Raw genomic sequence first — 18773 nt, 5'->3', positions numbered from 1 at the left:
ATCAAAGGTGAGAAGGGGAGAAATTTTTCATGAGCAAACGGGTTAAAACGTGGATTGTTTTTGCTGTGATTGCTGCATTTGTTCTTTCATACTACCCAAGTTTACAGCCGCAGGCAGCATTTAAGGAAAATCTGATTAAGGCGCAAAATGGACAGACCTACCAGATCAGCGGGTTTAACAAAATCCGCGAGGCCAATCAGCTGATTGTGTATACACCTGAGTTTGGGGACTCTACGTTGAATAATCAGTGGGGTATTGAGATTATTGTTGAAAATGATGTGGTGACAGAAGTCAGGGATGCAGGACAAGGAAAGGCTGATGCTCCAATTCCGGCAAATGGATATGTCCTGTCCGGACACGGTGAAGCACGCACGTGGCTTTTAGCCAATGTGAAGCTGGGTGAACGGACTGAGATCCTCTATGATGTGATTTCAGAGCCGAGAAAAGAATCGACAACCTCCTTTAACAAGCTGAATCCGCAGGCACCGTTTGAATTCCCGGGCGGACGCGGAGCAGACGAACTGATCGTTTATACAAAGGATTACGGCTATGATACGACTGGGACCAATCAGTACGGCGCTGAAGTCATTGTCCGAAATGGCATCGTTGTTGAAATGTCCGGAAGCAACTCCCCAATTCCAGATGATGGCTTCGTGCTGTCAGGACACGGAAAGGGGAAGGACTGGCTGCTGAAGTATACACAGGTTGGAGCAAAAGTGACATTCAATGAGGAAAATAAGACTGTTACGGCTGTCATTGATGCGAGTGCCTATATCAACGCAGCGGACCTGGTCCTGAACAAAGCAAAAGCTTCACTTGCCTCTGCAAAAGAACAATTCCTTGATATTCCGGAAGCGGATGCTGAAGCTAAAATTGGTGAGGCGGAAGAAGTGATTGAGGAAGCGAGACGTGCTTTTGCAGATGAGAACTGGGAGAGCACGATGGAGCTTTCTGAACAGGCGGCCCTTCTTTCAAAAGAAGCTTATTTTTACAGTGTAGAATCTAAAAAAGTAGATGCCCGGGGAGTTTGGCACCGCCCTGTTGAAAAGAACCGTGAGGAGATTATAAAAACGCTTGATCGTCTGGAAGCTGCAAACTATAACCTTCTTTTTCTTGAAACGTACTTCCACGGCTATACGATTTACCCAAGCACAAAAGCTGAACAGAACCCGCAGTTTAAGGGCTGGGATCCGTTAGCTGTATTTGTCGAAGAAGCTAAAAAACGCGATATTGAAGTCCACGCATGGGTTCATACCTTTTTTGTCGGACATGAATCACTGAATCCTCCCGGTCCTGTTTTAGAAAAACATCCGGAATGGGCGGCCGTTGACCGTCAGGGTGATTTGCCTTCCAAGAAAGAGGTTGGCTACTACTGGCTTAATCCCGCACATCCTGAAGCACGCGACTTTTTATCAACCGTTTTTAACGAAATGACGGATGAATATGAGGTAGAAGGTCTGCATTTAGACTATATCCGCTATCCTGTGAGCCAGCCGTATGATGTCGGCTTCAGCTACGATGACTACACACGCGGTGAATTTAAGAAAGAAGCAGGTGTTGATCCGCTTGAGATAACCCCTGCAAGTGATCCTGAAAACTGGGAAAAGTGGAATAAATGGAGAGAAAGGCAGATTTCCACATTTGTTGAGCGGATCCGCGGGGAAATGAACGGCAAAGACAAACAAGTCGATCTTTCAACTGCCGTTTTCCCGGAAGTATCAGATGCCATTGATGCGAAATTCCAAAACTGGGTGGAGTGGGTAAACGCAGGACAGCTGGACTTTATCACGCCGATGGTCTATTCAGTGGATACAAACTATGTGGAGCGGACATCCCGTGAATTCATTGAGCGCATGACATATCCTGTTTTATCCTACATCGGCCTTGCTCCGTTTGTAGGGTTTGACGATGAGCTTCTCGTCAGTCAGGCAGACGCAATAGGCAATACAGGAGCAGCAGGGCAGGTTCAGTTTGCCTACCATACGCTTCAGGATCAGCATTTCCATGCCCTTGCTCTTGGACCGCAGCGGACCAGCGCGATTGTGCCGCACAGAAATCCGGTTCAGTCAGCGAGCGTCGCGTTAGAGGAGCTTTCCCGCAAAATGAATGAAATCTACGTTGAGAAAAAAGGACTTGATCCACAGCTATCGAAAATCATTGAGGTACAGCTAAAGCAGGCGCGGGCTAAGTTGGAGAAAACCAAAAAAGAACAAGCGCTGAAACATATTGATCAGGCTGAAAAGCTTTTAAGCACGGTCAAATTGCACGCAGATCCGAATGTGAAAACGCAGATTGAAAAGCAGCTTGATGATGCCAGAAGGTACCTGGCTCAATAATGGAAAGGTCCTCCCCAACATGCGGGAGGACATCTTTACATAGGGGGAAACAGCCATGACGGAAATGAAGGCGGATATCATCATTATTGGCGGGAGCCTCGGCGGAACACTTGCCGCATTCTCTGCAGCCAAATCGGGCAAGAAGGTGATTTTAACGGAAGAAACAGACTGGCTTGGAGGCCAGCTGACGAGTCAGGCTGTTCCGCCGGATGAGCACCCGTGGATTGAACAGTTTGGCTGCACGCAAACCTACAGGGAGTTCCGAAATCGTGTGCGAGAGTATTACCGCAAAAACTATCCCTTGAAGCAGGAAGAAAAAGAAAATCCTGTCCTTAATCCCGGGAATGCCTGGGTCAGCAGGCTGTCGCACGAGCCAAAGGTGGCTTTGAGCATTCTGAACGAGATGCTTTCACCATATGTGAACAGCGGACGGATTTCGGTTATCTATTCAGCTGTTCCTGTTGGTGCAGAGGTTGAAAACGATGTGATTCAGTCAGTTGCATTTGAAAAGTCCGTAACGGGTGAACGTATTTTACTAAAGGCACCTTTTTTCATTGATGCAACAGAATGCGGAGATTTGCTTCCCCTCACAGGTGCGGAATACGTAACCGGTGCAGAGTCACGAGCGGAAACGGGAGAGGAGCATGCAGGTGAAGTGAGCCGTCCCCAGGATATGCAGTCCTTTACGTTTGTCTTTGCTCTCGAGCACATTGAGGGGGAGGATTTCACCATTGAAAAGCCGGCTCAGTATGAATTCTGGAAGGAGTATCAGGCTCCCTTTTTGAAGCATAAGCAGCTGAGCTGGTTTATTCCGGATGCTCATACAGGCAGCTCAAAGGAATTTAAGATGTTCTCTCACGAAGATTCATGGGGACTGTGGGACTACCGGAGAATTGCGGATCAATCATCTTATCAGGACCTCTATGAAGGGGATATTTCTCTCATCAACTGGCCGCAAAACGACTATTGGCTCGGTTCCATCATTGATGTGGATGCAGATGAGAAAGAAAAGCATATGTATCAGTCCAAGCAGCTCGGCTACTCGCTCTTATATTGGCTGCAGACTGAGGCTCCCCGGTCAGATGGGGGCACAGGCTACCCGGGGCTTCGCATGAGAGGAGATGTACTTGGAACAGAAGACGGATTTGCGAAGTATCCGTACATCCGGGAATCGCGCCGGATCAAAGCAGTTCACACAGTAGTCGAAGAAGATATCAATGCAAATTTGCGGGACTCTATCAAAAAAATAAAAGACAGCATTGGCATCGGCTGTTACCGGATTGACCTGCATCCGACCATTGAAACCAATACCTTTTTCTACGCAGAAAGCTTTCCGTTTGAAATTCCGCTTGGCTCGCTTATTCCTGTCAGGCTTAAAAACCTGCTTCCTGCCTGCAAAAACATCGGCACAACCCATCTGATAAACGGATGCTTCAGGGTTCATCCTGTTGAGTGGAATATAGGGGAAAGTGCAGGTTATCTTGCGGCATTTGCAGCTGATCACAATGTGACGCCTAAGGAGGTTCTTGAGCAGGAAGATTTATTGAGAAGCTATCAATCTATGCTTGAGAAGAATGGGATTGTGCTGCATTGGCCGGTGGTTGGGGCTGTTTGAATGGGTGCAAGGCGGGAATTGCAGCAGTGTATTTCCTCATAAAAAATCTCTTTTTCTCAAAAAATTTAAAAATTAAATTTTGTGTTGTTTTAATACAATTTATCCCTTATTATAAGCAAAAAGACATGAGAGGAAATAACTACATATGAAGCGATTCTTAGCCGTAACTCTATCTATTGGACTGGCGTTGGGCGTTTCCGCTGCACCGGATTCAGCAGAAGCCAAAGCAAAAGTTAAAACGTACAAAAACTGCACTGAGCTTAACAAAGACTATAAAGGCGGAGTGGCCAAGTCTTCAAGCGTAAAAAACAAAGGCGGCAAAACAAAGTATAAGCCGCATGTTGCAAAAGATTTATATGAAGCTAACAAAAAGAGTGATCGTGATAAAGATTTGATTGCTTGTGAAAAATAATAGAGTGAAAGAAAAGGTGCGCCGGAGATGGTGCATCTTTTTTTGTGGCGATTGAAGGGGTTGTAAGCTGGAAGTAATAGAACCATCAAGCTCTATGGATAAGGTGTTGATGGTACTGAAAGCAAAACTGACCCCAGTTCTTTTTCACCTCACCCCTTCATAAACTTGTCTTAGCATCCACAGGAGGTACGTCCCCAATGCGAAGACGAAGGCAATGGCCGGTCATTCCCCTGCTGCTTGTTTGTGCGGCAGGGTTGTTGATCTATGGTGCGTTTCACTTGTTTTCTCCTTCAACGCCGAAGGAGGCAGTGCAGGATTTTTACAGGATGGAGCAGAGCGGCAACTTCGGAGATGCCTGGGAGCTGTTTCATCCTCTGATGAAGGACCGGTTCACGAAAAATGCTTATGTAACGGAGCGTTCTCACATCTATATGAGCCATTACGGAGTGTCGACGTTTACGTTTGAGATTGAGAAGCAGAAGAAAGTCAGGAGATGGAGAATGGCGAAGGGTGCCCCGGTATTTAATGAGGCGCGCCTTGTTCAGGTCAGGCAGACGTTTAAAAGCAAGTTCGGCACCTTTGATGTCAGGCAGAACGTGTATGCGGTGAAGGAAAAAGGAGCTTGGAAGATTGTGTGGGAGTTTGAATGAGGCCTCTAGTTGAGGTCTTTTTGTTTGGATTGTAAAGGATTGTTTTAATATAGTAAATTTTTAATAGTTAATATTACCTACTAAAGCAATATTTTGTATGATAAACAGGAGGGTGGAAAATATTTCATAAAAAATAAAAAGAGGTGGAGAGAGTGCTTGCTGAAGAAAGCTATACAGTTTGGAGAGAAACGATGGTATTAAAGCCGATTTATTCTGAGAAAGGAGAACGCTGGACGATTGTTCACGAGCTGTACAAAAAAAGAATGATCAAATTGTCTCCAAGAGCGATTATGGAGCGCAGCTGTGTTCATGCAGGTGCGTCTTATCAGGGAATGGTGGATGCCGCAAAGCTGATACTGCCGGGCAAGAAGATGCTCCCGATCTGCCTGTCTCCGGGCTACCGGATCTGCATGCTGCCGACGCTGTCGCCAGACCATGAGGACTGCATGTGGATTTCCTACCGGTATGCCAAGAAGCCTTTTCTGAAGGGAAGCAAAACAATGATTGAATTTCAAAACAGAGAGCAAATCGAAATTCACGGCAGTGTGGAAAGCTTTCAGCTGAAATCAGGACATGCCCAGCAGCTTGTCCTGAATTATCTCGACAGGCAGGAGGAAATGTGGGAGCTGCCCGTGTATGTGGCAGAGTCTTATGAAGGATATGACGTATAATAACATGCCACAGCCGGGTTCCTGATGGAACTTGGCTGTTTTTTAATACTAATTCCCGGCAACCTTTAGTAAACTGTAGGAAATAGAAAAAATGGGGGATCGTATGGCGGAATTCATTTGGTTCCTTGCTGGATGCACAGGGTTGTTTTATTCATTGTTCGTTGTGCCGACAAAATGGCTAAAGGTTGAAAGAGTAGACGTGCCGCTCGGGATTGATAAAAAAATCCTTCATTTGTCTGACATTCATATTGAAAGAAACCGAATTTCTTCTGAAAAAATCAGAGACGTATTGAAACGTGAAAAACCTGATTATGTCTTTATCACCGGTGATTTTACGGCTCGGGAAAAATACATACCGCACCTCGAGGCGTACCTCACGGCCATTAAAGAGCATGGTATTCCTGTTTATGCGGTTTTTGGCAACCATGACTACCGGACAGTTCATTTGAGTCTTCTTCTGCGCGAGTGGCTTGAGGAAAAGGGAGTGCATGTGCTGATTAATGAATCAATTGATCTTGAGGACTTTTCATTAATAGGTCTGGATTTTTACAGGGAAGACGAGTTTGGCGTGGAAAAAGCCTTCTCAAATGCATCATCAATTAAACCGAGAATTGTTTTGTGCCACGATCCCAATGACCTTGCAGAAGTGGATAAACCATTTGATTTGATGATGTCCGGGCATCTTCACGGGAAACAATTTAATATTCCGCTGTTTTTCAAATTCATCTCTAAAGGAGAGCTTGCAAAGCGCGGGATCTATAAAGGATTTCATGAAGTGGAAGGTCGCTATTTATATATTTCAAAGGGGATCGGCCAGGCGCACTGGAATCTACGGTTCGGGGTGCGGAGTGAAATGACGATTGTGAATGTAAGGAAAAAAGGGAAGCATGTATAAACTTCAAAAAGTTGTCCATAATTAGAGTAATTCTTTTTAGGGAGTGAATCCTTTGTCTAATCTGGACCATATTCTTTATGATGTACATGAATATTTCATCCTGAACAAAAACTTTCTCCGCGCCTGCTTTGAGGATTTATCTCTGACTGACTCAGAATGTGCAGAAGCGCTCAGGCTTTATTTTAATGATATAAAAGAGGAAGAGTATCACAATACGCTCATCCCGACATTGAACCGCGTCGGACATGACATTCATTTTGCATACGGTGAAGATCAAAGCATGTATATTTATAAGAAATCAGATCAAGTGGGTTAAGAGCTTGATGTAAAAAACCGCAGACTTCAATCTGCGGTTTTTCATTATTTATAACATAATAAAGAATATCATCTTCTTATCTGCCTGTCAGAGCGGACCCTTGGCGCTTCCGCTTTTGTTCTGCGCGTTGAATTATTCCCCGATAACTGGCACAATAGATGAGGGAATAAGGATTTAAAGGAGTCTACAAATGGATATTGGAAGAAATGACGCGTGCCATTGCGGCAGCGGAAAAAAATATAAGAAATGCTGTATGAATAAAGTGACGTCGATTGAAGCGATTCGTCACGCTGATCTTGAAAAGATGCAGGGAGAGCTGATGCAGTTCGCCTCCTCTGTTTATTCAAGAGAAATGGATAAGGCTGTCAGAGAGAAGATGCGCAAGTTTAACATAGGCGAGGATCAGCAGATTTACGGTTCACTCCTTGTTTGGGCTGTTTTCTCAGTGAAAGTTGGAAATGGGACTATCTTAGAAGCCTTTATTGAGAAAAAACGCCGCGAAAATGTGAGACCGGTAACGATGACTCAGCTTGAAAGATGGGCTGGTGCTGTTCCGACGTTCTCTGTCATAGAACATGTAACAGACGATGAAAGCTACACAGTGAAGGATCTGTTTACAGATGAAACAAAACAAGTGCGCGTGGACGAGGGAACCCATTCCTTTAAATCCGGCGCGATGCTTCTCGGGTACCTGCTGCCATTCGGAGACTACTATACGTATTTCATGATGCAGCTTGAATTTGAAGAAGCGCAGACGGAGTTTAACAAAAAACTGACGCTGAAGCTTTTCGAAGAGAGCGCGTTCGATGACATCGGAGCATTTATGGCGGATCAGTTCCCGGAAATGCTGATTTCCATGCTGACAGAGCCTGTAGAAGAAGAGCCTAAGGTAGAAGAAGAGCCCCAAGTAGAAGAAGCAGAGCTGGCTTGGGATGAACCGTTGTACGAAAATGCTGCCTTGAAAATGCAAAGAAATCTTCTGCAAGCCCATGTTCCAGTAGAAACTGCCGAAAAGGCATTTGCTCTAATGCACAAATATCTTTATAGTGTAAAGCCGACCATCAAAAAAGAGGTCATTTACTCAGCAGGTATGCATTATTTCGTGGAAAAGCATATGTACAAGCAGGGAATGACCCAGAAAAAAATTGCGGAGCTTTACGAAGTCAGCACGAGCTCTCTGTCTAAGGTGTATAAAGATATAAAAGAAATGCTTGAGGCGGACCTCGCTGAGGACAGCATCGCTGTTTCCGGAAAAGGTGATCTTAAAAAGTACACTGATGCAGACCGCGCGCGTGCGCAGGAGCTTATCTACGAAGCGATGGAGAGTTCTCCGCAGCAAAGAGTGAAGCTTGCCAAACAGGCGATGGAGATCTACCCGTTCCACCCTGATGCTTTCAATATGCTGGGAGACGCAAAGAGTGATCCTGCCAAGCAGCTTGAGCTTTATAAACAGGGAATGGAAGCCGGAGAGGCGGACCTCGGCAAGGAGATCTTCAAGGAGGATAAAGGCATGTTCTGGGGAATGATTGAAACGCGCCCTTACATGCGCTCTAAGTTCAACTATGCCATTCTTCAAGCGGCAATGGGCAACCTGACAGAGGCGATTAAGCAGTGCGAGGAGCTGCTCGAGCTGAACGAGATGGACAGTCAGGGCGTGCGCTATACGCTGTTTGTCATGTACATGGATGCAGGCGAGCACAAAAAAGCCAAAGCGCTCCTCGAGAAATTCGAAGAGACCGACTTTGCAGCAGGCGCCTACAACATGCTGCTTGTGGAATTCGCGTTAAAAGGAATGACTCCTGCGGTTGAAAGACTTGCTCAAAAGGCGAAAAACGTGAATCCTGTCATCTACGATGTTCTTGCCGGCAAACGAAAGCTGCCGAAGGAGCCGGAGGAATTCGGTCAAGAGTATGAAGCGGTTGAGTACTTCATGGAATATGGATTTGTCTGGTCCAATCATCCGGAACTGGTTGAGTGGATGTCTGAATAATGTAAGGCTGAAGCCGGTTTTCTTTATGGAAGCCGGCTTTTTTAGTGCTTAAATTGCGCAACAAGGGCTGGCGCCAGCCCCTAACAATCCAAATTGGCCCTGTAACAATCCAAACCATGAATCTAACAATCCGATTGGGGTTCCTAACAATCCAAATCCGGGATCTAACAATCTAAACCAGTTTTCAGCTGCTAAGGCAAGTGCTATTCTAAGAACCACCTCCGATTTCTGATCCCACAGCTAATCAGCCGCCCTCCCAAACTGCAAAAAAAAAAGCAAACCCCATTAGAGGTTTGCTTTCTCATTCTATCAATTCGAAGCCGTCGTACCAGACAGCTCCAAATGCTCTTTCAACTGGTTTGATAAAGCAGTGCGCTCTTCTTCAGGAACGATATAATAGTAGATTCCGCCGATCATGTCGTCGGTCCCTTTGATTTGATGCTGTTCCATTGAATTGCGTGCATCTTTGTAGTTCTCCTGGATGCTCCACATTTCGTCCATGCCAAGGTTTGTTTTAACGTTGTTTTCAACAATTTTGAACATCTCGCCGAATTTTGAGATGGAGGAGATGTTTGCTCCTTTTGCGATAACGGCTTCAATGACCTGGCGCTGGCGCAACTGGCGGCCGAAGTCGCCTCTTGAATCTTCATAGCGCATTCTTGTAAAGCTGAGCGCCTCTTCACCGTCTAATTTAATTGGACCTTCGTTAAATGTCTTGCCGTCATATTCAAAGTACAAGTCGTTGTTCACTTCTACTCCGCCTACTGCATCAACGATATCCTTGAAGCTCTCCATGTTCACTTTTACGAAGTAGTCAACAGGAACGTCCAGGAAATGCTCGACCGTATTGATTGCCATTTCCGTGCCGCCGAAGGCGTAAGCATGGTTGATTTTGTCCTCTTTGCCTTTTCCGATAATCTCGGTGCGTGTGTCACGCGGGATGCTGACCATGTTCATCGATTTTTTGTTCGGATTTACGGTTAAGAGAATAAGAGAATCCGAGCGTCCGCGGTCTCCTTTTCGCTCATCTACGCCCATAAGCAGGATCGAGATCGGATCTCTTTCTTTAAATGCCACTGCCTGCGGGCGCTTGTCTGACTTTTCTCTGCCGATATCTTCCTGAATCTTTGCAACAGTGTCCGTTGCTGTTTTATACAAATAGAAGGCGTAGCCACCGGTACCCAGTACGAGCAGACCTATGATGCTTAGGGTAATCCAGAGCCATTTGCGCTTTTTGTGTTTTTGTTCTCTCATCGTCTCATCCTTTAATAGAAGTAATTGCCTATACACATTATATTTTTGCCGTATCATGGAAACAATACTTTTTTTGTAAAAAAATAGAGGTTCCACCAATTTGACGTATTGTATAAGCGGTAAGTTTCATAAATTTGTAGATTTTTGTCTTGCGAATCAAATATACTTTATTATCGGCCATATCTATAATGGATTTAATATGCTGATAAAAACCAGGGGGAAAAAATTTCACGATGAAAAAAATGCTGTCGGTCCTCATGACTCTAATTTTGTTTATAACCATGGTCTTGCCTTATGCGGCAGCAGCGGAAACGGGAACACAAATCGCCTTCCATTCCTATACAAATACAGAAAAAGGAATACGGCTGGTTTGGACTGTGACCTCGGCTTCAAATGATCCGCAGTCTTTTCTTTTAGTGAAAAATGGTGCAGAACAAAAGATTGAGGCCTCACTTGCTGATGAACTGATAAACAGAGATGGTTCAGCTGTAAGAACATATGAATACTTGGACACAAATACTTCTGATAAAGAGGTTTATACGTATTCCATTAAGCTTGAAAATGATGCAATGGTTCAAACAGAACCTATAACGATTGTCCATCAAAAAGAAAATGGCGGGCCTGTTACTCCTGTTGATCCTGCAGATCCGGCAGATGAGGGATTTCTGCTGCATGCCCGTGCAGAGGGGACAACGATTGCCGTTTCCTGGCCTGCCTATAAAAGCAGCGGGAAAGCAGTCTATCAGCTCTATCAATCCGGTACTTTCATTGGAAGCTATCCGGATGCCGGCGAACACATTTTTAGAGATTTGGAGCCTGATACGGACTATTCCTTTACACTTAAAATTATTGCAGACGAGAAGCTGATTGACAGCAGGGAAGTGCGTGTGAGGACAGAGGCTGAAAAAAAGCCTGCCTACACGATTTTCTTTTATCCCGTCAATGACACTACTTTTGAAACAAGCTGGTTTTTAGATGGGGCGGCCTTCTTTGATGTGTATCTTAACGGGAAGCTGAAGCTTGAAAAAACGAAAGAAACAGAGTACCAATTTACCGATTTAAAGTCCGCGGCAGAATACGAAGTGAAAGTCACTGCGTTTGACAGAAACGGCAAGAAGCTGAATGAGGCTTCCGTAAGAGGAAGAACAATGGAAGCTGCAAACGGCAAAACAGTCCAATTTAAAGACAGTGCACTCAAACGTGCGGTGGAGGACCAGCTGCGGATTCAGCGCGATGTGACAGAAAGTGATCTCGAGAAGCTGACCTATTTGAATGCATCAGCTTATGAGATCAAAGACCTGACAGGACTCCATCATGCGGTGAATCTTCAGCATCTTGAGCTTGCAGGCAACAGCTTGAGAAGCATTGAACCATTGAGACTGCTGACAAATCTTGAGTATTTGGATCTTTCAATGACGGGTTCAGTCGATTATTCTCCTCTTAATGACCTCGTGAATTTGAAGAGTCTTGTGCTTGCGGATTCTTCGTTTAAGGAGACAAAAAATATCGGGAAGCTGACGAAACTTAAAGTGCTGGATCTTAGTTTTACCAATGTGAAAAGTGTTTCTTCCCTCAGTTCGTTGTCTCAACTGGAAGAAATAAACCTTTCCTATATACCAATAAAAACGATTCAGCCGCTCCAAACGCTGACATCTCTTAAAAAAATTATTTTGTACGGAGAGGTTTACTTAAAGGTGAAAGATGAGCTCCAGCAGTTTGGCGACAATCTTGAGATCATTTATGACGACAGTCTGAACATCCATCTCGTCCATGTAAAGCCGGGGGATAGGAGTGCTTCATTCCAGTGGGAATATGAGGGAGATGACATTCCTGCTTATTACGAAATTACGGTTGACGGAATTGCTCAAAAAACCGAAACAGAAAGACGGGTCATCAACTATGAGACGGCGGGTCTGAAGCCTGAAACCGTGTACTCCTATTCTATTAAGGTTTTTGAGCACAATGGCGTCATGACAGGTTTTGACCGCGGTTTTTTCACAACGCTAAAAACGCCTGCCGGAGAAAAAGCCGTTTTCCCGGATGCGAACTTGAGAACCGCAATGAAAGACCATTTCGGCTTGAAGCGCGACATTTATGAAAGTGATATGGAAGCTCTGACAGAACTCGACCTGACAGGTGAGGGAATCAGTGACCTGACTGGACTCGAGAGTGCAAAGAACCTTAAGCTCCTTGTTTTATCCGGCAATTCTATAAAAACGGTTAAACCGATTGAGTCTCTGAGCCTCACGTCGCTGCATCTTGATGACAACCGCATGGAAGACCTGTCTTCCATCATCAAAATGAAAAGTCTTCAGGTTCTCAATTTGTCCAACACGGGCATCAAGAACTTTTCAGCACTTGCGGGATTGAAAGACTTAACGGGTCTAAACCTCGCATACAACGGGATTGCTGATCTTTCAGCCATACCTGCAAGCGAAAAACTGTCAGCTCTCTATTTAAACGGAAATAAGCTGTCCTCGCTTGAAGGGATTGAAAAAGTTCAAAACCTCAGTGAGCTCAGTCTTGAGGACAATTCAATCACAGACATTGAGCCGCTAACTGTCTTAAGACATCTTCAATTTACAGATTTGTCGATGACTTCTGTGAAAAAAATTGATCCGCTGCTGTCCATGGACTCACTGGTGACAGTTCTTCTTTTTAGCATGAAAAAGCTCGATCTTTCAGAAGGATCGGACGCCTGGCAGGTCATCGGGCAGCTGATTGATAAAGGCGTCTATGTTGAATACGATGACTCTGGAACCTTGTTTTCCATCTATACAAGCAGAAAGACGGAGGATTCAATAGAAGTAAGCTGGGACTATTTCGGGGAAAAGGATATCGATTTCTTCAAGGTTTTAGTGAACGGAGAAACAGCCTCAAAACGTGTGGAAGGCTATGAATACAGGTACTGGATCAGAGGGTTGAAGCCTGAAACGGCCTATGACATTGAAGTTAAGGCGTATGATGAAGAAGGAGAGCTCCTTTTCAGTGAATCAATGGAAGAGACAACAGAGGCAGCTCCTCAAGGTCCTGCTGTCATTTTTAAAGACAGACAGCTTAGTGATTTGATTAAAGAGCAGCTTGGACTTGTCCGCGACATCCGTCAAAGTGATATGGAGCGATTGACTGAATTATTTCTATTGGATTTGGACGTAACTAGCTTGAAAGGACTGGAATATGCGGAAAATCTGCAGTCTCTTTTCATTCATAACAATGGAAGCGAACTTGATCTGCAGCCACTAAAAGAACTCAATCTAGCAGATCTATCCATCGAAAACACAGAGATCAAGAATGACAAAGTGATTCAGTCGCTTTCAGATCTGTCTTTTCTGGCCATTAAAAACAATCAGCTTCAGGACCTGTCATTTATCAGCGGGCTCGATCAGCTCGTTTATCTGGATCTGTCCCAAAATAACATCACAGACCTGTCGGCTCTATCCGGTCTCAGCGAATTGGAAATGCTTCAGCTTAATCATAATCAGGTTAAGAGTATCAGCAATTCGTTGAAACTCGAGAATCTTCAGCACCTTGAACTTGCCGGAAATCCTCTTGAAGATCTGTCTGGAATAGAAGCATTCGAATCTCTTTCAACTGTGATTTTTGAAAGGACGAAACTGACAAACATTGACCAGCTGCTGATCCTTGAAAACCTGCAGATGGTTTCGCTATTTGGAATCAGCACGCTTGATTTGTCGCCGGGCTCGCGGGCTACAGGCGTTGTGGAGGAGCTCAGAGCAAGAGGTGTGAAAGTTTGGGCGGAAGCTTCTTTTTACCCTGAAATACACATCACTGACGTCACGCAAACGACCATTTCCTTCTCATGGGATAACATGCTGGAAGGAGACGGAACTTACACGGTTTACGTTAACGGCGAAATGCAGGGGGATGAACCTCTTCCTGCTGAGAAGACTTCCTATCAGGTAACCGGACTGGAACCTGATACGGCGTATTATATTGAGGTCTTTGGTGAAAGCAGGGAGTTTGTCAATACAGCCTGGAAAGAAGTCACAACCTTGTCTGAAGAGGAAGAAGAAATCTCTGTTCCAGAACCTGTAAAACCCGATCAGGAAAAAGGAGATTCGGTCAGCGGTCGTCCAATTAGCCCGGTTGAAACCAAATCCGAGAACAAGCTTCCAAAAACGGCATCTATGATGTACCAATCTGTTTTCTTCGGAACCATACTTACGATGGCAGGTGCAGCTTTTCTCGCAGCCCGTCGAAAAAGAGGATGAAAAGATAGTCGAAAAGCAGCAGAAATGCTGTTTTTTTGTTGTCTATAGTCGTTTTTCCCCATTATTTGTAATGTACTTGTAAACTATCAGACTATTACTCCGGTGCTATAATGAGAAGGGTAAAAACATCATAGGAGAATGGTATGAAGAAAATAACACTTACATTGTTGAGCTGTCTTAGTCTAGTGATGCTTTTTCTTATTTCTCAGCCGGAGCATGCTCAGGCAGGGACGACAACAAGAATATCCGGTGAAGACCGGTATAAGACGTCTGTGGAAGTTTCAAAGAAAGCCTTTCCAAATGGCACGGCGAATATTGTGATTGCCGTCGGCACCAATTTTCCGGATGCACTGGCAGGAGGACCGCTTGCCTATAAATTGAAAGCGCCAATCCTTCTTACAAAGAAAGACTCTATCCCCACAGCTGTAAACAATGAAATTGTCAGGCTGAAACAGCGGGGAGCAAAAAACGCATACATACTTGGCGGTGAAAATGCCGTCACTAGAGCCGTAGCAAGCAAGCTGACATCCATGGGTTTAACGGTTCAGCGAATTTCGGGCTCAGACCGCTACGAAACGTCCGTTGCCATTGCCAAGCATGTTGGAACAGCAACTAAAAAAGCATTCATAGCCAATGGCTCGAACTATCCTGACAGCCTTTCAGCATCTGCCATCGCAGCGAGGCAGGGCTCACCGATTCTGCTCGTTCAAAAAAGCAGCGTGCCGTCATCTGTTCAAACTTTTCTAAAAGGATACTCAAAATCATACGTAATCGGCGGAACTGGCGTTATTGATGGATCTGCTTTCTCTAAGCTTCCATATGCAGAACGCATTGCAGGGGCAGACCGCTACGGTACATCAGCTAAAGTAGCCTCTAAGTTTGCGAGCTTTTCCGCGTCGCACGCCTTAGTAGTCTCAGGGCAAAATTATGCAGACGCCCTTACAGGTTCTGTCTATGCAGCCCAAAAGAACATTCCGATGCTCTTAACAAAATCTTCTGCTCTTCCGACCGCTATTGGAAACTTAATCGACACTAAAAATATCGGAACTGTTACCGTTATCGGCGGTACAGCTGCTGTTTCAAACAGCGTTTTAGCCTCGATTTATTTTCCAGTGGACAAGCTGATTGAAACAGCCAAATCCCTTCAGGGTGTGCCTTATAAATACGGCGGCACGACAACCTCGGGCTTTGACTGCAGCGGCTACACAGAATATGTATTCAATAAGCACGGCATTGACCTGCCAAGAACAACGAAGGATCAATGGAATACAGGCACGGTTGTGGCTGTTCCTCAAAAAGGAGATCTCGTCTTTTTTGAAACTGTTTCAGCAGGTCCGTCGCACGTCGGTATCTTCATTGGAAACAATGAATTTATCCATGCGAGCTCATCAAAAGGCGTATCCATTACAACGATGGAGAATGTCTACTTTAAGCCAAGATATCTGGGCACAAAAAAGGTCATTAATTAAGCGGTGGGGCTACTCACTGCTTTTTTTCTTGAGATTAATCCCCAAAATTACGTAAAATTTTCATGAATTTCCTTAATAGTCTTGCAGGTATGCCGATGCATAACTATGATAGAATGTAGTACTTTTCATATTTTGGAGGAATACGGAAATGAATAAAATCGTTACAGCATGTGTCGTCATCCTGACCTTGTGTGCGCTTATACTCGGAAATCATCACTGGAACCAAAAAATCAGTTCCGTAAAAGCGCAGGAAGATCCGGCTAAGTCCGAAGAGATGAAGCAGGAAGAACAGCCAAAATGGCAAAAGTATGCGGCTAACCTTTCCGCACCTCTTAAAGAAAAAATAAAGGAAGCTCAAGAAGGAGGCGCACCTCTTAAACTGGTTGCGGCCGGTTCTGAGAGCACGTCAATCCAAAGCACAGGCTGGCCAGCTATGCTCCAGTCAAAGCTTGATGCAGCCTACGGAAAAAACATTTTTGCCGTCGAGGTATTATCGTATCCGGATGGCACTACTAGAACTTTTCTTAATGAAAATCATATGGAAAATATCAGCGAAAAAAAGCCGGATATCCTGCTTTTGGAGCCTTTTTCATTAAATGACAACGGAAATGTCGGCCTTGAGAATACGCTGCTGAACCTTGAAGAGATTCTCTCGGACATTAAGCAGACAAGCCCGGAGGCAGTCATTTACCTTCAGCCGTCACATCCCATTTTCAATGCAACCTTCTACCCTAAAGAAGTGGATGCTTTAAAAGAGTTTGCAGAAGAAAAAGACCTTACATATCTCGATCACTGGACAAACTGGCCTGACGGCAATGATGAAAAAATCAAAACGATGCTGACAGAAGATCAGCAGACCCCGAATGTTGAGGGCAATAAAGTCTGGGCAGAATATCTCGCGTCCTACTTTATCAATACCGAGAAATAGATCCTAAAGAAGGGTCTATTTTTCTTTTTATTGGAAATTTATACAATACTTGATTGTTTTTTATGTTAGTATTTTACTAGAATCTATTATTTGGAGGAACATGCGTGTAATGAAAAAGATGCTGGTTTTGACGTTTATGACAGCTGTTTTTTTTCTGATGTCGCCCGCCTTATCGCAGGCTGCATCTGATTTTGGTTCTGTGGAGGCAAAAGTTAGTGAAAAGTGTAACTATAATCCAAAGACACAAGAGGGAAAATTCATACCTTATCAAACGGGAAATTGCTTATTGACCAATGTTGCATTGGAACTTGAAGTTCCTGCAGAAATAGTAAAAGCGGTCGCTACAAAAGAAAGTGTGGACTGGCAGCAGTTTGACACAAAAGGAGACCCGATTGTTTCAGGGGACGGCGGGATCGGCATTATGCAAATAACGGTGTATCCTGCAGGTGATAAAGAAATGCTTGAGACGAATGCGGTATTTAATATTTTCTCAGGTGTTAAGAGACTGAAAGATTACATGAACGTTCCAATTGGAACTGGAAAGCCAGCTCCAGTTGTTCAAGCAGATGATCCGGATGCCTATCTAGAGAGATGGTATTTTTCAGCACTGCGCTATAATGGCATCAAACCTAAAAACAGCCCTCTTTTGATTTGCGGAGGAGACGGCAGCAGAAATGCAGGAGCTTATCAGGAAGAACTTTATTCTTTGCTGCAGTCAGACAGCGGAAAAGGCATACAGGATATAACAACCCGCATATCGCATATCGATATGGCGCCATCAGACTTCTCCTATACATGCGGATCAGCAGACAATATTTTATTTAATAAAACAAGTTTTACACTGAATGGACCGATGACAGAGACAAAACATTTATTTAACAAGAACGATACGCTCATTACATATAACGATGATGCAGCCAATCCGAAAATCCGGTCTGGAGCTACGGGCTCTGCGCCCCTTGTAAAAGCCGGAAAGGGGATTACGGTAAAGACAGCGGGCGAATTTGTTTATGACACAGCTTCCGGATCTACTAATCAGTTTGTCTGGTATCCAGTTCAGCTCAAAGATTCTCAGACAAAAGGCTATATTGCCTCAAGCTACCTGAAACGTGTCACAACAAGACTTGCTGGTGACAACAGGTACAATACAGCAATTGAAATATCAAAAGAAGGATGGAAGCAGTCAGGTACAGTTGTCATCGCAACTGGCCAAAACTTCGCCGATGCTCTTTCAGGAACACCTCTGGCAGCTAAATTCAACGCTCCTCTTCTTTTAGTCAACAGCAATCCGAATGCTGCAAATACTGCGGTCTTTAACGAAATTAAGAGACTTAAAGCAACTAAAGCCATTCTTCTTGGCGGAAGTAACGTTGTAAGCTCTAATACTGAAAAAACCTTAAAAGAATTAGGTTTGAGCGTTTCAAGGATTGCCGGTTCAGACCGTTATATAACATCTGCTAAGATTGCAGAACAGCTTTCATCAGCTGCCGCTGTTCTTGCAATTGGCGACAACTTTGCAGATGCCGTTTCAATCGCACCGTTTGCAGCCAAAAATGGCCATCCGATTCTCCTTACAAGAAAGACGAGTATTCCGGCAGCCGTCAAACCAGCACTGGCAGCAGCAAATAAAGCGTACGTGATTGGCGGGGAAAGTGTCATTTCAAAAGAAGTATTTAATTCTCTTGCGGGCAAAAACCCTGTCAGATTGAGCGGCAAGGACCGGTATGCAACAAGCAAAGTCATTGCGCAGGAATTGCCTCTTGGGAACAATGAAATTTTTGCTGCAACCGGGGAGAACTTTCCTGATGCTCTTTCAGGTGCTGTTCTTGCAGCCAAAAACAATTCATCTATCCTTCTGGTAAAACAGATTAAACCAGGTTTAGACGTCATTGATAACTATCAATCAGTCACGATCCTCGGAGGATCAACTCTGATTACACCTGCAATGGAATCGGACATGATCAACCTCCTAAAATAAACCCCAGACTGCCGGACACTCCGGCAG

General features: G+C 44.6%; 13 protein-coding genes. 12 read left to right on the top strand and 1 reads right to left on the bottom strand.

Annotated elements, in window-relative coordinates:
- Positions 1–29 precede the first annotated feature (29 nt).
- The 8 genes from ACK1LH_RS19330 to ACK1LH_RS19295 all read left to right on the top strand — a co-directional run bounded on the left by ACK1LH_RS19330 (position 30) and on the right by ACK1LH_RS19295 (position 8885).
- Entirely contained in the window at positions 30–2336 is a 2307-nt protein-coding gene (locus tag ACK1LH_RS19330) for a glycoside hydrolase family 10 protein (protein ID WP_411333989.1), read from the top strand.
- 55 nt (positions 2337–2391) lie between these two features.
- On the top strand, positions 2392–3951 hold the full coding sequence (locus ACK1LH_RS19325; protein ID WP_411333988.1) for an FAD-dependent oxidoreductase: 1560 nt from the start codon (positions 2392–2394) through the stop codon (positions 3949–3951).
- A 145-nt stretch (positions 3952–4096) separates the two neighbouring features.
- On the top strand, positions 4097–4363 hold the full coding sequence (locus ACK1LH_RS19320; protein WP_411333987.1) for an excalibur calcium-binding domain-containing protein: 267 nt from the start codon (positions 4097–4099) through the stop codon (positions 4361–4363).
- Positions 4364–4560: 197 nt separating this feature from the next.
- Positions 4561–5013 carry a hypothetical protein gene (locus tag ACK1LH_RS19315; protein WP_411333985.1) on the top strand — a complete coding sequence of 151 codons (453 nt, stop codon included), beginning with the start codon at positions 4561–4563 and terminating at the stop codon, positions 5011–5013.
- Positions 5014–5165: 152 nt separating this feature from the next.
- Positions 5166–5684: a competence protein ComK gene (locus ACK1LH_RS19310; RefSeq protein WP_411333984.1), complete on the top strand. Its 519-nt coding sequence runs from the start codon at positions 5166–5168 to the stop codon at positions 5682–5684.
- Between the two features lie 103 nt (positions 5685–5787).
- Positions 5788–6579 (top strand): metallophosphoesterase, encoded by a 792-nt coding sequence (locus ACK1LH_RS19305; RefSeq protein WP_411333982.1) that lies wholly within the window; start codon positions 5788–5790, stop codon positions 6577–6579.
- Positions 6580–6631: 52 nt separating this feature from the next.
- On the top strand, positions 6632–6895 hold the full coding sequence (locus ACK1LH_RS19300) for a hypothetical protein (protein WP_029567011.1): 264 nt from the start codon (positions 6632–6634) through the stop codon (positions 6893–6895).
- A gap of 190 nt (positions 6896–7085) precedes the next feature.
- Positions 7086–8885 (top strand): SEC-C metal-binding domain-containing protein, encoded by a 1800-nt coding sequence (locus ACK1LH_RS19295; protein ID WP_411333980.1) that lies wholly within the window; start codon positions 7086–7088, stop codon positions 8883–8885.
- Positions 8886–9194: 309 nt separating this feature from the next.
- On the opposite strand, the gene ACK1LH_RS19290 is transcribed toward ACK1LH_RS19295, so the two are convergent.
- A complete protein-coding gene (locus ACK1LH_RS19290; protein ID WP_411333978.1) occupies positions 9195–10139 on the bottom strand; it encodes a LytR family transcriptional regulator in 945 nt (314 codons plus the stop codon).
- Positions 10140–10372: 233 nt separating this feature from the next.
- On the opposite strand from ACK1LH_RS19290, the gene ACK1LH_RS19285 reads away from it, so the two are divergent.
- The 4 genes from ACK1LH_RS19285 to ACK1LH_RS19270 all read left to right on the top strand — a co-directional run bounded on the left by ACK1LH_RS19285 (position 10373) and on the right by ACK1LH_RS19270 (position 18746).
- A complete protein-coding gene (locus tag ACK1LH_RS19285; protein WP_411333977.1) occupies positions 10373–14371 on the top strand; it encodes a leucine-rich repeat domain-containing protein in 3999 nt (1332 codons plus the stop codon).
- Between the two features lie 143 nt (positions 14372–14514).
- Positions 14515–15840 carry a cell wall-binding repeat-containing protein gene (locus ACK1LH_RS19280; protein ID WP_411333976.1) on the top strand — a complete coding sequence of 442 codons (1326 nt, stop codon included), beginning with the start codon at positions 14515–14517 and terminating at the stop codon, positions 15838–15840.
- 148 nt (positions 15841–15988) lie between these two features.
- Complete coding sequence (locus ACK1LH_RS19275) at positions 15989–16768, top strand: SGNH/GDSL hydrolase family protein (protein ID WP_411333975.1); 780 nt, start codon at positions 15989–15991, stop codon at positions 16766–16768.
- Positions 16769–16877: 109 nt separating this feature from the next.
- Entirely contained in the window at positions 16878–18746 is a 1869-nt protein-coding gene (locus ACK1LH_RS19270) for a cell wall-binding repeat-containing protein (protein WP_411333974.1), read from the top strand.
- Positions 18747–18773 lie beyond the last annotated feature (27 nt).

Source organism: Metabacillus indicus (assembly GCF_046603695.1).
Lineage (GTDB): Bacteria > Bacillota > Bacilli > Bacillales > Bacillaceae > Bacillus_P > Bacillus_P indicus.
Note: the sequence above shows the minus strand (reverse complement) of the source record. Positions and strands in the feature narration are given on the sequence as shown.